We start from the raw sequence: 13995 nt of genomic DNA, 5'->3' as shown, positions 1-13995 counted from the left end.
GGGCGCGAACCACTACGGAATATAAATATGCTGTTCGTACAAAATAATTCCCGTTGTAGAAAGTTTTGAAGCGGTCACGCGGGCAATATAATCTTTAAATTTATATTCGTAACTTAAGGCCTCTAAAGAATGATCCAACTCTTCCGGTGTCAAAGAAGCGGGACTCCGGCTGGGAGAACCCAGACGCGAATTCAAAGATGCAGAAATACTTCCAAGAAGCGACAAAGCTTTGTCCGTTTCCAGTTGGCGGTGTAAAAGGCCGACGAAAATAAGTCTGTTATGCGCATCAATGGTGAAGTCAAGTTCCGCAAAAGAATTCACATAGGGAAGTCCTAGCGCCACTAAGGGAACTTTTTTGCACTTAATATAGTTATAACCTTTAGAGCTTTTCGAACAGGCAATCTTACGATGGCGAATCCAGTCGGCAAGCTGCGCTTCGGTCGTTTCATTCAGTGTTAACTCCCACACTTTTTTTGACGGTGATGGAAGAGACCCACGCTGGGCCTGAAGAGGCTCGCGGCGCATTTCATCAAGGTCTTCGGCATTCACTTTTTGACTGCTAAAGGGAGTGTTCACCCAGATTAAAAATTTTTGTGCAGTGACGTTGGAGCGGATCACAGGCTCAAGGCGAGAGCCGAAAAGCGCCAGAAACAAAAGGCTTCCACCGATAAGTAAGGATGTGAAGAAGAGTCTATGAAACATAAAACCTCCACCAAGACGTCAGAAAAAGACTACCCTTGGGGAGGTTTGATGATGGATATGTTTTTTTAAAACCGTCTTTAGTTGCGGCGCTTTTTTGCCTGATGACGGTGTTCTTCGTGCCAATTCTTTCGTTCAGCAAGAGTTTGATCTTTGGATAATTCAGACTTCGGCAAATTTTGTAAACTAGCACGAAGCTGTGAATGCAAAGGCAGCAGGGCGGTGCCTGACATAAGAAGCTCGCGGAATTGTTTATTGAAAGGTTCGTCGGAATTTAAATCAATCAACATTCTTTCAATTTCAGAGCGAGCCGTTCCCAAGTGTTGTTCGGTGATGAATTCAAGCTCGGTCATGATATCGATATCCGCCATCAACGTCGTCAATTCACGAAGCCAAGTGTAGCGATCCGCTGTCATTAAAACTTGGAACCATTCTGTCGGAGCGGCTTGATAACCGTTTTCTTGATCGAATTCTGCTTTAAGAGAATTTAAAACTTCTTTTTGAAGATCCCACAACGCGTGGCGTACTTGAAGGGCTTGAGAGTGTTGAGGCGATTTGGACATCGGCTGGGCTCCTGGTGTTTAAAAGCAGATTCTAACGCATTTTTGCCTTAAAGACATCTACTTTTGCCGACCGGAAGCCCCGCCAAATTCAATCTAGCGGCAACGTTGCCATCTTAGATGGTAGATAAGGCCTGAAGTCACATCGGCGCTGTCCACTGTCGCCAAAGTTTGCTCACCGCGAGAATTCGCTTGAGCCATCATCGACGTGTTGATTCTTAAGTTCACGCTCGCTCCACACGGAGACCACACTTGTGCACTTGCAATCAAACCATCGGAGATCGTGTAAACATCGCTCACCGGACCCATGAAAGTTCTAGAAACGCGAGGTCCACGCGCACCCGCCCAGAAGTATTCCGCGTCAAAGCGAGAAAGACCTCCGCGAGGCACCGAGTTAAAGCCACGGTAGTCCACTTGGAAAATAGAAACACTGTATCCAGAAGGCACATGCACAGGAACAGAGATGTTGCACGATTTACGATCAATGCGACGACCGCCACCGGCTTCCGCCACATAGTTATCAAATAAGATACTTAAAGCCTGTTGATCAGGACTCAAAGTGACACTTGCTGATCCCGCAGGACAACCTGTACCACCGTAAGCTGGCTCACCCAAGCGCACTTGCGCATTTGCTTGCAGACTGAGCGCTGACATCACACCCAAAAGACCCATTAACATCATTTTTTTCATACACTTCCCCCTTATGGTTTATTTTTCCATTTAAAAATTGTTATTTGGTTTTTCTAATTTCTGTTTTTGATTATCTGTATCTTGGTGGACGACCTGGATCGCGAGGCGGCGCGGGACGTGGTGTGCCTGGATCTTTCGTCGGTGGTGTCACTCGTGATGGAGTGCACTGTTTCCATGCCAGCGAGTAACGCTGCGACTGCACTTGTCCATCGATGCTATCTAAAGAGATTGTCGATTCAACAAGTGAAGATAGATTTAAGTTTCGAGCCATTAAGAACGTTGTGACATAAAGAGTTTGCACTGATTGCGAGCTGCATGGAGCCCAAGGTGCGACTCGTGGATCGATATTGTGTTTGATGTAATAGTTGTCGTTGTAAGGACCTCTGAATTCTTGAGCACGGAAGTTGTAAGTGCCGCCGTTTTCGTAGCCCGGTCTTTCGTTTTTAGGTTTACTACCATCAAAAGAATAAAGAGCTTGGTGTTGTGTGACGGTTCCCGCTTCAGCGTAAGCAAAGCCACGGTAATCGGCGCTAAGAACCGCAAAAGTCCATCCGGCTGGAACATAGAAGCTGACTTTCAATTCACACATCAAACGAGCGATGGGATTTTGCATTGTCGACGAGGCGACAAAATTATCTAATAGAAGAGAAAACGTCTGACCATCTGGTGAAATATTAGCACTGTGTGAACCCACAGGGCATCCGCTGCCAACAGCTTGAATGCTTTGAATGCGAACTCCTGGTGGAGTTTGTGCGTTGGATTGAACTGAAAGAGCCAAAACAAAAAGACCAGTAAGATGTGCGAGTCCTCGCCACATAGTTTCCCCCAAATTAACTCTCTTCCCCCGAAGAGTGGTGACATCGGTCACCTGGTTAGGGGTATAGCAAGGGCTAGGCCAAATGGATCTGGTGGCATTTTGGGTGGGGTTTCTAGCCTTTCTCGCAAATGCTTTCTTTATGGTGTTACCAATTTATGTTAGTTTGAACGCAAGAGGAAAAATATGTCAGAGACAAAAGGTTACGTATTTAATCATACGATGATGCGCATTAAAGATCCTAAAGCCTCGTTGGAATTTTACACGAATGTTTTAGGAATGAAGTTGGTTCGTAAGTTGGATTTTGCAGAGTGGAAGTTTTCCCTTTTCTTTCTAGCGTATGTTCCTGAAGGTGAAACCGTGCCTTCAGAAAACGAAGCCAATGCGAAATACACCTTTGGTCGTCAAGCTGTTCTAGAATTAACTCACAATTGGGGCACGGAAGAGCAAGAAAAGACGCCTTATCACAACGGAAACACGGAACCTCGTGGTTTTGGTCATATCTGTATTTCTGTTCCTAATATCCAAGAAGCCTGCGCTCGTTTCGAACGTATGGGAGTGCGTTTTCAGAAGAAATTAGGTGAAGGCGGCATGAAAAATATCGCCTTTATTAAAGATCCAGATGACTATTGGGTTGAGATCGTGCAACCAGGTCTTCTCTAGAACGTTATTCATGAAAAAATACTGGCCCCGAATTCGAAATTGGATCAAGAAGCTTGTGCTGCTCTTTTTTGTAAGCAGCTTGGGTGCCGTTTTGTTTTATCGATTCGTGCCGGTCTTTATCACGCCCCTGATGGTGATTCGCTCGGTGGAGTCCCTGTGGGGTGAAAAGTTTGTGGGGATCTCGAAAGACTGGGTGTCCCTAGAAGAAATCTCGCCTTCTGTGCAAAGAGCTGTTTTAAAAGCCGAAGACTATCGCTTCTTTGAGCATAACGGCTTTGACTACGACGCCATTCAAAAAGCCCTGAAATACAACAAAACCCATAAGCGTAAAAAGGGTGCGTCGACCATCAGTCAGCAAACAGCAAAGAATGTGTTCCTATGGCCACAAAGAGATTGGATTCGCAAAGGCTTTGAAGCTTACTTCACAGTTCTTATTGAGTTCGTTTGGCCGAAAGAGCGCATCTTGGAAGTTTATCTAAATGTGATCGAGTTAGGTCCTGGCGTTTATGGTGTGGAAGCGGCTTCACAAAAGTTCTTTAAAAAAACTGCTAAAAGACTTTCTCCGGCAGAGGCTTCTCTCATTGCAGCCGTGTTACCTAATCCCCGTCGTTTCCGCATTGATCGACCGTCGATTTATGTGATGGCTCGGCAAAGACGTATCTTGAATCGTGTGGCTCCAGAAATTCCGAAAGCGGCCGATGCTTCTTTGTTAGATTTCCTCGATCTTAAATTCGAATCGGAAGACGAAATCAACTAGCTCTTAGCATTTAGCAAATCCGTGATGAACTACACATTGACCTAAGTGCATTCTCTTTCAAAATGGGGAGGTGCAAATCTTAGGAGGCTTCATGAGACTTTCGTCTTTCTTCGCGGTCTTGCTTTTATCTGTCTGTTTTAGTGCCTGCAGTGGCTCCAAAGATGAGAACGACAAAGAGGGAACTTTGGCACCGGTGGGCGATTCTAAGCCCGTGGCGGCCGAGGATCTGCAGTTTTTCATCGTCAGCCGTGAAGTCTTCGCAGCCAGCTGTTACGAATGTCACAATCGGGCGCAGGGAATGATCCGCGGAGGCATCGGAACTGATGTGTATGAAGAAGTTCTGGAAAACGCGCAACGTATTTATCAAAAGACTATTGTTGAACGTGCGATGCCGATGAACGCAAGCCTCACCCCCCGACAATATAGTTTGTTAAAAGCATGGTTAGAGGCTGGTGCTCCGATGAAGACCGAGTTAGACTATTCTAACTATGACGTCGAAGACTAAAAAAAGAAAGATGGTGGAAGCCATCGAGCGCCGCGGGTGTCTTTTAGTTTATCCTTTGCAAAATCAAAAGGAACCTTCCAGTCTGTGGTCGGAGCTTTATCCGCGCAGTGAAATGGTGTGGGGCTGGGACTCCGATGCCGATGATCGTGTAGGAGAAATGTGGATTTTGCGCGAAGAACTGTCTCGCAGCGAAGAAGTCGTCTATGCGAAGTGGTTTCGCAATCGGGCTACGTTCTTCTCTAAAAAAGTATTCATAAATTTATTGGCTTACCTGGGAACATCGAAAGGTTTTATTCATTTGCCGAAGGCCTCGCAAGAGGCTTTGGATAGCTTCCTGATGGATTCGCCCCAGTCGACAAAAATCATCAAGGAAAATTTGGGCTGGCCGGGGAAGATGATGGAAAGCCATTACAATCGCGCGATGAAGCCGTTGTGGAATTATCTTTTCATTGTCGGATTTGGCGAAGTCGACGACTCGAGTTTTCCTTCGCTCAACATGGCAGCGACACAGACTTTGTTTGAAGACCTGTGGTTGCAGTCTCAAGAGATCAGTGAAGAAAAGGCCGAGGCCTTCTTATTAAAAACCCTCGGCGAAGAAAATTTATTTATGAAGTATGCGAGGCGTGTCCGTGGTAGCGCCAAAACTTTGGAAGACAAAACGCCGTCACGATAACCGCCACAGCGCAGATCGCTCCGCCCACGCTGATACTAAAAGGCACAGAGACTTTCGCAGCCATCCAGCCCGCACGCGCATTGCCAATCAGGGGGCCTGACATATACGAGATCATTTCTATCCCGGAAAGACGTCCCCGCAACTCATTCGGAACGGTTTCATTCCAGATAATACCGCGGAAAAGTCCGCTCATCATGTCGGCGGCGCCGGCTAAGCCAAGGAATAAAAGCGCCACCCAAAGATGTTGGGCATAGCCCACTCCGATAATAAATACGGCCCACAGTGTGGCGGCGATCACGACGGCTCGACCGTGTCGAGAGACCTTGGATGTCCAGCCGCTAAAAACGGTCATGACCAAAGAACCAACCGCCATGGCAGAGAACAAGAACCCCGCAGCGGAAGCGCCTCCCCATTGTTCCGACATAGAAGGGAATAGCGCCACTGGAAAGGCAAAGGCCATGGCGACGATATCAATCAGATAAGTCCCGATGAGCTCCGGCTTGGAAACCGCATACTTAAGACCCTCTTTGGCGTCAGTCCATGGAGAATTATCCCTTTTCTCTGGATTCGGAATCTTGGACATCAGGTAAAGGGCAATAAAGGCCGCCACAAAGCTGATAAAATCAAATAGGTAGGCTCCCTTGATTCCAAAGCTCGCAATCAAAATTCCACCTAAAGCAGGGCCCACGATGGCGCCTGCAGAATAGCGGAAACTGCCTAACGCCCCGACGGCGGCATAGTCTTTTTTATCAACGATTTTCTGAGTCAGAGCATCCATGGCGGGACGGTGAAAGCCCAGGATGCTTTGGAAAAGCGCGACCAGGATAAAGATCAATGGCACCGAGGGTTTGTCGCTCCAAGCGTTTAACGTCAAACCTAAAATCATCAAGCTCATGAAAAATTCAGAAACTAGAAGCAGCTTCCTGCGATCCAAACGATCAGCGTAGGTGCCGCCCAGGATCCCAAAGATTAAAACGGGGCCCAACTGCACCAGGCCCAAAAGGCCGACCAGCCAGTTGTCTTTGGTCAATTCGTAAACCTGATAGGGGATGGCGACATAGCTCACCATGCTTCCTAAAAATGAAATCATTTGGCCGAAGAAAAGAAGTCGGAAATCGCGGTACTGTCTCAAGGGAGAAATATTTATAAACATCTCTGCAATTTAGATTTGGCCGCAGGGATTGTCAGTAAAATTCCTTGTCAAAAAGGAGGTGAAAAGGGCATGAAAAGCCTCCCTCATGTATTTTCACGTCGGCGCACGGTGATGATTCCTCGGCCATGAAAGCGGAATAAGAATAGAACTATGAAAAAATATATTATCACTTCCTTATTATTCGCGTTTACAGCCCATGCGGGACCGGATTTGACTTATTCAACCTCTTGCGATGGTCGCCATCAGATCGCCACTCTTTCTTTTGTCGGTGATATTCTTATTCACGACATGCTTTACAAATCAGTGATGGCGGGAAGTAAAGACTTCTCTCAGATCTGGAACCGCACGAACGGACTGATGCAAAAGGCTGATTTTTCTGTGGGGAACTTAGAAGGCCCCGCAGCTTTGGGTATCGATAAAATGGGAAGAGACCACGGCGACGTGGGGTTTACTTACGACTTGAATATTTACTCTGGCACGAACATGGTCTTTAACTTCCATCCGCGCATTTTGTCGGACTTGCAAAAGTCAGGATATGATCTTTTGACGGTCGCCAATAACCACTCCTTGGATCGCCACGCGATCGGTGTGGATCGTACCATTCAAGCGGCTCGAAATATTGGACTTCCAGTTGTGGGAACTCGCATCGCCGAAGAACGCAATGCCGACTTTCATCGTATCGCTACCATTCGCAACATGCGCGTGGCTTTTTTAGGTTGCACGGAAATGACGAATGGGCGCACGGATCACAAAGACCAAGTTCTTTCCTGCTATAACACCGAAAGAATTCTTAGCATTATCAAGAATCTTTCGTCGCGTTCCGATGTTGATGCGGTGATCGTGCTTCCGCACTGGGGCGTGGAATACAGTCATACTCCCGATAGCAAGCAGAAAAATTTCGCTCGCAAATTCTTAGAGGCGGGGGCTACCGCCGTCATAGGCTCTCATCCCCATGTTTTACAGCCTTGGGAAAAATACGTAACGACCGACGGGCGTGAGGCTTTGATTGTATACTCCTTAGGGAATTTCGTGGCTTTCCAAAAAGATGTGCAAAGAAAAACCGGCACTGTGGCCTATGTCGGTCTTTCTAAAGAGGGAAACCAAAAAGCGAAGATCTTCGGTGTAGGTTATACACCGACATACCGTGATGGCTATGAAGTTTATCCGGTAGGCAGCGGTTCCTTCAAGAATGCCCTTCATCACGCGGCTCAAATGTTTGGAACACGTGCTCGTGTCGAACCGACGAATGCTTTAGTCCCCGCGCTTTGTGCGAATAGTAAGTAAAAAGCTTTCATTGCTTCTGTTGCAAGGCAGGTGCTAGTGTCATAGGTGATGACTGATAAAGAAAAGTTCCCTATGACTCTGGCGATACGTGAACTCCTGGCTCATAACGTGAGCTACATGGGTCATCTTTTTCCGTATCAGGAAAAAGGCGGGACGAAGCATTCCTCGCAGCAATTGGGAGTTGACGAACACATCGTCATTAAAACTCTGATCATGGAAGCTGACGACAAGTCTCCGCTCGTTGTACTTATGCACGGTGATTTGCAAGTTTCGACCAAACAGTTGGCGCGTGAATTGGGTGTGAAAACGATTTCTCCGTGCAAACCGGAAGTGGCCGATCGACATTCGGGGTATCAGGTCGGAGGGACATCCCCCTTTGGTACTAAACGAAAAATGCCCGTGTATATGGAAAAAAGCATCGCTGATTTAGACGTGATCTATATCAATGGCGGCAAACGAGGTTTTTTAGTTTCCATGTCGCCGAAGGAAGTTCTTCGCCTTTTAAATCCTCAACTGGTCACGGTGGGAGTTCGCGAATGAGAGTCTGCACCTTCTTGTTGATTATCTTAAGTTTCTATTCAGCCTGGGCCCAGGCGCCAACAAAAGCTCCGCAGACGATATATTGGCTCTTTTTTGATCTGCCGCCGGCTGTTGATTTTCGCGCCAGTCCTCCAGGATACATGGTCGAGATCCATCAACTGCTCACGGCTCGAATGCCTGAATACAAACATCAAGTCGTCGAAGTGCCTTTCTTACGCATTTTGCAGCAGTTGAAAAAAAAGATGAAAGTGTGCTCGTTGATGGTTTTAAAAAATCCGGAGCGCGCGAAATTCATTGAGTTCGGAACCCCGCTTCTGCAAGGATATCCAGCGGGCGTGATTACGCGAAAAGATGACCCTAAGATTTCAAAGTATGTGGTGAAGCCGGGCTTGATCGATTTCGATCGGATTCTCAAGGATGAAAGTCTGACTCTCGGTTTGGTTGCTGAAAGATTTTATGGCAAGAAAATCAACTCCAGCCTAGCAAAAAAAAATGAAGTCAAATTGGTGGAGAAGAAAAGTTTGAATGTCGATCATGAGCTCAAAGCTTTATTAGGATTGGGCCGTATTGACGTTTATCTAGGTTATCCCTTCGAAGCCGACAACGATAAATTCACCTTCTATTTTGTGAAAGAGGGTCTGGAGGTGTTGGATCCACGTGTGGGCTGCGAAAAATCTGAGTTCGGTAAAGAGGTCGTCGCTAAAACTGAGTCTTTGCGCAAGGAGTTTAAACTCGATGCAGAGTTCATTAAGGTTTATAACCGGTATTATTCGCCGGATGCGCAGAAGAAATATAAAAGCCTTCAATAAGTGAGTCTTCTGTCTTTGGTCTAGAATGGCCGCAGAACATTTCATTTCAAGACGTAAATAGCCGAAAAGATGCTTATGAATTCAGCATCGTTTTTTAAAACTTTTGTGGCGAAATGGGGAGTAGAGCTAGCCTTAGTTCTTTTCTGTGCGCTCGGAGTTTACCTTTATCAACATCCTGGTTTCCTGACGAAGGTGGCAGCGAAAGAAACTCCCCAAGAGGTTATCGTTACTTTGCATAAGATCGGCGAAATTATTGAACGTGCTGAAGCGTCCGAGAAACTTTTTATCCATCACCGCAAAGCTCAAGACTTAGCTGATTACAATCAGCAAGTCTTATTGCTGAATTATCAGATGGGTTTGTTAACAAAACTTGTAACGGGTGATGCCGCCCTTCAAAAGAAAGCCGTGCAGCTGAACCGAGTTTTGCACACTCATTTTGAATCTGTAAATAAAGTTTTAACAGAGCGACAGCAAGGGCGGACGATACGTTTGCCAGCCAGCGCTTCGGTTTTAACGGAAGTGACGAAGATCTTTCCTCTGAATTCGGCTTCGGCCCCTTTTTGGCAGCGTATTGAATTCTTAGGAGTGGTCGTTGGTCTTTTAATGGCTCTCTTGGTTTTCAGTCGTGTCTGGCAAAAACAGGAAGCGCGTAAGCAAAAAACTTTGGCGGCTTCCTTACAAACCCGCTCTATTCTTTTAGATACGATTTTAAATAGTATGAGCGAAGCTTTGGTTGTCACCGACAGTAAAGGCTCCTTCACTCATTACAATGCGGCAGCACAAAGAATCATCGGCACGCATGTTAAAGACGTAGCGACAGAAGTCAGTGTGGAAGAAATCGGTTTTTTCAATGTGGTTAGTGGTGAAATCTACACTCAAAAGAATCTTCCATTTTATCGCGCATTACGTGGCGAACAAGTCGATGATTTAGAAATATTTGTGCAGAATGAAACTCACCCACAGGGCACTTACATATCGCTCAGCAGTCGGTCCTTGAATGATATCGACGGAGGCATCGCCGGAGCGCTTGTTGTTTTCCGTGACGTCAGTCGTCGGAAAATGATTGAACAAGAATGGGCTCGAGCCCGAGAAGCCGCTTTAGAAGCGTCTTTAAAGAAATCAGACTTTTTAGCAGCCATGAGCCATGAGATCCGTACACCCATGAATGGTGTCATTGGGATGACGACACTCTTAGCGGATACGCCTCTGAATGAAGAGCAAAAAGAATACGTCGGGACGGTTAAAAGATCGGCGGAATCTTTACTGATGTTGATCAACGATATCTTGGATTATTCAAAAATTGAGGCGGGCAAAGTCAGTTTAGATCCTCAGGCTTTCGATTTAAAATTCTTGGCACGAGATATTACTGAGATGTTTAAGGCCACGGTCGCTGAAAAGAACGTGGGCTTAAAGATGCATATCTCTGACAAAATGCCCAAATACTTCGTCGGGGATGCAGGACGACTTCGTCAGATTTTAATGAATCTTATTGGAAATGCAGTGAAGTTCACTGACAAAGGCTTTGTCAGTTTGGATATCAGCGCAGTTCCGCAGGGAAATTCTTATGCTTTGAAGTTTGAGGTCAAAGACACCGGCCCTGGCTTAAAGGAAGAAGAACGGCGCTCCTTGTTTCAAAAATATTTTCAAACTAAGAATGGCGCCAAAGCGGGCGGCACCGGCTTAGGTCTTTCCATCTGTAAGCAGCTTGTGGATCTCATGCAGGGTGAAATAGGCGTCGAGAGTGTCGTGGGTCTGGGATCGAATTTCTGGTTCACGGTGACTTTGCCGATAGCAAATGAACAGGACATTCCTAGGTTCAGTGATACGAAGTTTGCAAAAATCTTTAAAGGCACTGTCTTAGTTGTAGAAGATCAAGTGGTGAACCAACGTGTAGCACAGAACTATCTGCGCAAACTGGGACTGGATGTGGATCTAGCAAGCAATGGTCTGGTGGCTTTTGAAAAATGCCAGCATCAGAAATATGATTTGATCTTTATGGATTGCCAGATGCCGGTATTAAACGGTTTTGAGGCAACGAAACGCATTCGTCAGCTGGAAGGTGAAAAAGCTCAGACGCCGGTCATTGCACTAACAGCTGATGCAGGTGGTGCGGATAAAAGTATTTATACCGAATCCGGCATGAATGGCTTTTTAGCCAAACCGATTGAACTTCAGCACCTGCTAGAGGTTTTGCAACGATGGCTTCCGGCTCAAGAAATCACTTTGGATTTAAAAGCTCTCGCTCAATTAGAAAGTTACGTTGTAAAAGATCAAAACCTCGTGGCGGTCTTGATTGAGGATCTGGAGTTTTCAGCTCCCGGATTGATTTCATCTATGAAAAAATCTTTCCAAGAATTTGACGTGACCGGTTTAAGCGAAGCGGCTCATGCCTTAAAGTCAGCGGCGGCCACTTTAGGAGCACAAAGATTGGCAGAGCTTTGCGCGACGGTGGAACAATTGACCGAAGTGCCGTCGGCCGCAGACTTCATCACACAGATTGAAGAACAGTTCACAACGTCTTTAAATGAACTCAAAACATATTTAGCAGAAAAGAAAGCCGCCTAATCAAGGCAGGAAGGAGAAGCGATGGCAAAAATATTAATTGTAGATGACCAAAGAAGTGTTTTGTTAACTCTGGAAGCGCTTCTCGGTAAAGATGGACACCTTGTTACTGCTTGCACAAATGCCGTAGAAGCTTTGCATTCGTTGGCGCAAAGCGCCTTTGACCTCGTGATTACCGATGCCGTGATGCCTGGAAGCGGTGACGGCTATGCGCTCACTCGCACGATCCGTAAGCAACCTCTTTTGGCGAAAATACCCGTGATACTTTTGACGGGCAAACGAGAAAAATCGGATATTGAAAAGGGGATAGAATCCGGTGTGAATGACTACATTGTGAAGCCGATCGACCCCGAGTTGCTTTTAGCGAAGATTCGCAATCTGTTGGTTAAGAAACCTGAAGACACGGTTCAATTTTCCTCTGCCAGTGTGCGCTTTAAGGCGGAATGGGAGACGAAAACAGAGATCACCGCTTTGTCTGAATTGGGAGTGACTATTTCTTCTTCAACAGCGGTGCCCGTAGGCAAAATTCTACGTATGAACTCACCCTTATTTGAAGAAATTGGTATTCCCAAAATTCCTCTGCGTATTGATTCTTGTGAGGAATTGACTGGTACTGAGCCCTTATTCAAGATTCACGCTCATTTCGTCGGGATCACGGAAAAAGAACTTTCGCCGATTCGCCTATGGATTCGTTCAAAGCGCAGCTACTAAAAAAAGCCAAGGCCCCGGAATGGGGCCCCAGCGGTGGTTTTAAGATTTTCGCAAAGACGGATTATTTACAAAGCGGAAGAGCTCTGACCATCGAAGTGATCTGACTGATCTTTTGATATCTACTGTTTGTTTTAATCACGGCCCAATAAGCACCAGTTCCTAACTTAATGACACCTTTACGTGCCACTTGTTTTGCCATGATGCCGACGCCACAGTGAAGATTGATATACGGATCAAGAATCGTCTTCTTAGGGCTTGTCGCGCTTAAGTATTTATCCTTGTTCCAATCAAACTTACAGAAATTCCAACCCGTGATGTCTTGATAAGAAAGCTGCAATAGACCCTCGGAATACACGGGTTTTTTCGTGATAGGATCAGTACCCATCGTCGTTTCGTGCATTCTAGACAGAGGATTGTAATTGCTTTCGAATTTTGTCATTGCTGAAAAAAGCTGCGCCCACACGTTGGCACGATCATGATTGCTCAAAGAAGAGTAACGTGGACAGAAGTCTTTCATGTCACTTGCGCCGTTAAGCAATGAACTCCAGTCGTTTAAAAGAAGTTTCATGAGGTATTGTGACCATTGCTTTCTTTCGGGATTGCTTGAAGTCTCCCAAGAAAGGGCATGCATGGCATAAGTGCCGTCAGAAGGAACCGACGGAACTGAAGGAGCTTCGGTGCCGCCCGTGTCGACCACGGCGTAAACCATACTGCCACCTTTTAGATACTTAATAACGGCATCACGATTTTCCATCGCGACTGCCGGGCATCCCCAGCTACGACCTTGAATCACATTGGATTCTTGGACGTAGTTCGCACCATGAATGACGATAGCGCGTGAACGGGCATTGGAGTTCGTCGAAGAAAGTCCGTCAAGGCGCAACGAAAGACCATTGCTGCCGTTATAAGACTCTGCCGCTTTATAAACACCCAAAGAGCTGGCATTGGAACCAGAGACGTTGCTGAACTTCTCAGCCATGCCGTCGTGGTTGGAATCCGAACCCTTTCCATGGGCTACGTGCATCGCCCATACGCTTCCGGTTTTCATATCAATGATATAGAAACGTTTTTCTTTAGAGCTTTGCCCGAAGTTGATAATGGAAAGATAATTTTGATTCGAGAATCGCGATTTGTTTTGGTGGAAGTAAATAAGCGCGTCTTCCAAAGATTTATAAGGGACTATGTGAGAGGGATCGACGTGGTCATAGTTTTTGAGAATGGCTTCTCTTTGTGAGTCGGTCACACTTCCTGGTGTTTCGGTGATGGGTTTTTCCACCGTTCCCGAAGGTGCTTCGGCTGCTCCTTCTGATGTCGGGTCATCCGGGAGAGCGACTTCTCCTCCGCCACCGTTGCTACAGGCAACCATCGCGAGAAGAGATGTAGTTAAAAGCGCAGTGCTGAAACGTGAGAATAATGTTTTCTTTTTGCTAATCGGCATTATTCCTCCATGAATTTGTGCGTTAACAAACACTAACGGAGGACTTACCCGGACTGTGTAAAAAACATTACGAATACTTCAAAATCAGGACAAGGGTTTTGAAGAACAGGACGTCATTCTGTAATAAACCAGACGAT

At 46.2% G+C, this 13995-nt stretch carries 15 protein-coding genes; 9 read left to right on the top strand and 6 right to left on the bottom strand.

Annotated elements, in window-relative coordinates; translation table 11 throughout:
• Positions 1 to 12 precede the first annotated feature (12 nt).
• The 4 genes from ACLWBD_RS12750 to ACLWBD_RS12735 all read right to left on the bottom strand — a co-directional run bounded on the left by ACLWBD_RS12750 (position 13) and on the right by ACLWBD_RS12735 (position 2766).
• Complete coding sequence (locus tag ACLWBD_RS12750) at positions 13 to 702, bottom strand: hypothetical protein (protein ID WP_413568428.1); 690 nt, start codon at positions 700 to 702, stop codon at positions 13 to 15.
• A gap of 77 nt (positions 703 to 779) precedes the next feature.
• Entirely contained in the window at positions 780 to 1262 is a 483-nt protein-coding gene (locus ACLWBD_RS12745) for a hypothetical protein (RefSeq protein ID WP_413568427.1), read from the bottom strand.
• Positions 1263 to 1355: 93 nt separating this feature from the next.
• The gene (locus ACLWBD_RS12740; protein ID WP_063244033.1) at positions 1356 to 1949 is read right to left on the bottom strand and encodes a DUF4360 domain-containing protein; all 594 of its coding nucleotides are present in this window, start codon (positions 1947 to 1949) and stop codon (positions 1356 to 1358) included.
• A gap of 70 nt (positions 1950 to 2019) precedes the next feature.
• Positions 2020 to 2766 carry a DUF4360 domain-containing protein gene (locus ACLWBD_RS12735; RefSeq protein WP_413568426.1) on the bottom strand — a complete coding sequence of 249 codons (747 nt, stop codon included), beginning with the start codon at positions 2764 to 2766 and terminating at the stop codon, positions 2020 to 2022.
• A 183-nt stretch (positions 2767 to 2949) separates the two neighbouring features.
• On the opposite strand from ACLWBD_RS12735, the gene gloA reads away from it, so the two are divergent.
• From gloA to ACLWBD_RS12715, 4 genes are all read left to right on the top strand, one after another.
• Positions 2950 to 3426 carry a lactoylglutathione lyase gene (gloA, locus tag ACLWBD_RS12730; RefSeq protein WP_413568425.1) on the top strand — a complete coding sequence of 159 codons (477 nt, stop codon included), beginning with the start codon at positions 2950 to 2952 and terminating at the stop codon, positions 3424 to 3426.
• Positions 3427 to 3436: 10 nt separating this feature from the next.
• Complete coding sequence (mtgA, locus tag ACLWBD_RS12725) at positions 3437 to 4183, top strand: monofunctional biosynthetic peptidoglycan transglycosylase (RefSeq protein ID WP_413568424.1); 747 nt, start codon at positions 3437 to 3439, stop codon at positions 4181 to 4183.
• A gap of 91 nt (positions 4184 to 4274) precedes the next feature.
• Positions 4275 to 4688 (top strand): hypothetical protein, encoded by a 414-nt coding sequence (locus ACLWBD_RS12720; RefSeq protein WP_063204771.1) that lies wholly within the window; start codon positions 4275 to 4277, stop codon positions 4686 to 4688.
• On the top strand, positions 4672 to 5361 hold the full coding sequence (locus ACLWBD_RS12715; RefSeq protein ID WP_413568423.1) for a hypothetical protein: 690 nt from the start codon (positions 4672 to 4674) through the stop codon (positions 5359 to 5361). The genes ACLWBD_RS12720 and ACLWBD_RS12715 overlap by 17 nt, the downstream gene beginning before the upstream one ends.
• Here ACLWBD_RS12715 and ACLWBD_RS12710 read toward each other — a convergent pair.
• Positions 5294 to 6514 (bottom strand): MFS transporter, encoded by a 1221-nt coding sequence (locus tag ACLWBD_RS12710; protein WP_081112108.1) that lies wholly within the window; start codon positions 6512 to 6514, stop codon positions 5294 to 5296. The two genes, ACLWBD_RS12715 and ACLWBD_RS12710, sit on opposite strands and share 68 nt — an antisense overlap.
• Positions 6515 to 6664: 150 nt before the next feature.
• On the opposite strand from ACLWBD_RS12710, the gene ACLWBD_RS12705 reads away from it, so the two are divergent.
• From ACLWBD_RS12705 to ACLWBD_RS12685, 5 genes are all read left to right on the top strand, one after another.
• The gene (locus ACLWBD_RS12705) at positions 6665 to 7798 is read left to right on the top strand and encodes a CapA family protein (protein ID WP_413568422.1); all 1134 of its coding nucleotides are present in this window, start codon (positions 6665 to 6667) and stop codon (positions 7796 to 7798) included.
• A gap of 48 nt (positions 7799 to 7846) precedes the next feature.
• A complete protein-coding gene (locus ACLWBD_RS12700; RefSeq protein WP_413568421.1) occupies positions 7847 to 8338 on the top strand; it encodes an aminoacyl-tRNA deacylase in 492 nt (163 codons plus the stop codon).
• A complete protein-coding gene (locus ACLWBD_RS12695; RefSeq protein ID WP_413568420.1) occupies positions 8335 to 9147 on the top strand; it encodes a TIGR02285 family protein in 813 nt (270 codons plus the stop codon). Before ACLWBD_RS12700 ends, ACLWBD_RS12695 begins: the two co-directional genes overlap by 4 nt.
• Positions 9148 to 9222: 75 nt before the next feature.
• Positions 9223 to 11712, top strand: a complete 2490-nt coding sequence (locus ACLWBD_RS12690) for a response regulator (protein ID WP_413568419.1) — start codon at positions 9223 to 9225, stop codon at positions 11710 to 11712.
• A 21-nt stretch (positions 11713 to 11733) separates the two neighbouring features.
• Complete coding sequence (locus tag ACLWBD_RS12685) at positions 11734 to 12420, top strand: response regulator (RefSeq protein ID WP_063204765.1); 687 nt, start codon at positions 11734 to 11736, stop codon at positions 12418 to 12420.
• A gap of 61 nt (positions 12421 to 12481) precedes the next feature.
• Here the strand turns inward: ACLWBD_RS12685 and ACLWBD_RS12680 are convergent, their stop codons facing one another.
• Positions 12482 to 13858: a murein L,D-transpeptidase catalytic domain family protein gene (locus ACLWBD_RS12680; RefSeq protein ID WP_413568417.1), complete on the bottom strand. Its 1377-nt coding sequence runs from the start codon at positions 13856 to 13858 to the stop codon at positions 12482 to 12484.
• Between the last annotated feature and the right edge of the window lie 137 nt (positions 13859 to 13995).

It is taken from the genome of Bdellovibrio sp. HCB117 (genome assembly GCF_047305915.1).
Lineage (GTDB): Bacteria > Bdellovibrionota > Bdellovibrionia > Bdellovibrionales > Bdellovibrionaceae > Bdellovibrio > Bdellovibrio bacteriovorus_B.
Note: the sequence above shows the minus strand (reverse complement) of the source record. Positions and strands in the feature narration are given on the sequence as shown.

Bases quoted from the DNA above. Each gene is read 5' to 3' on its own strand.
- ACLWBD_RS12690 (WP_413568419.1), top strand. From the start codon at position 9,223: ATGAATTCAGCATCGTTTTTTAAAACTTTTGTGGCGAAATGGGGAGTA.
- ACLWBD_RS12750 (WP_413568428.1), bottom strand. From the start codon at position 702: ATGTTTCATAGACTCTTCTTCACATCCTTACTTATCGGTGGAAGCCTT.
- ACLWBD_RS12720 (WP_063204771.1), top strand. From the start codon at position 4,275: ATGAGACTTTCGTCTTTCTTCGCGGTCTTGCTTTTATCTGTCTGTTTT.
- ACLWBD_RS12745 (WP_413568427.1), bottom strand. From the start codon at position 1,262: ATGTCCAAATCGCCTCAACACTCTCAAGCCCTTCAAGTACGCCACGCG.
- ACLWBD_RS12710 (WP_081112108.1), bottom strand. From the start codon at position 6,514: ATGTTTATAAATATTTCTCCCTTGAGACAGTACCGCGATTTCCGACTT.
- gloA (WP_413568425.1), top strand. From the start codon at position 2,950: ATGTCAGAGACAAAAGGTTACGTATTTAATCATACGATGATGCGCATT.
- ACLWBD_RS12700 (WP_413568421.1), top strand. From the start codon at position 7,847: ATGACTGATAAAGAAAAGTTCCCTATGACTCTGGCGATACGTGAACTC.
- ACLWBD_RS12705 (WP_413568422.1), top strand. From the start codon at position 6,665: ATGAAAAAATATATTATCACTTCCTTATTATTCGCGTTTACAGCCCAT.
- ACLWBD_RS12685 (WP_063204765.1), top strand. From the start codon at position 11,734: ATGGCAAAAATATTAATTGTAGATGACCAAAGAAGTGTTTTGTTAACT.
- ACLWBD_RS12735 (WP_413568426.1), bottom strand. From the start codon at position 2,766: ATGTGGCGAGGACTCGCACATCTTACTGGTCTTTTTGTTTTGGCTCTT.
- ACLWBD_RS12715 (WP_413568423.1), top strand. From the start codon at position 4,672: ATGACGTCGAAGACTAAAAAAAGAAAGATGGTGGAAGCCATCGAGCGC.
- ACLWBD_RS12680 (WP_413568417.1), bottom strand. From the start codon at position 13,858: ATGCCGATTAGCAAAAAGAAAACATTATTCTCACGTTTCAGCACTGCG.
- ACLWBD_RS12740 (WP_063244033.1), bottom strand. From the start codon at position 1,949: ATGAAAAAAATGATGTTAATGGGTCTTTTGGGTGTGATGTCAGCGCTC.
- mtgA (WP_413568424.1), top strand. From the start codon at position 3,437: ATGAAAAAATACTGGCCCCGAATTCGAAATTGGATCAAGAAGCTTGTG.
- ACLWBD_RS12695 (WP_413568420.1), top strand. From the start codon at position 8,335: ATGAGAGTCTGCACCTTCTTGTTGATTATCTTAAGTTTCTATTCAGCC.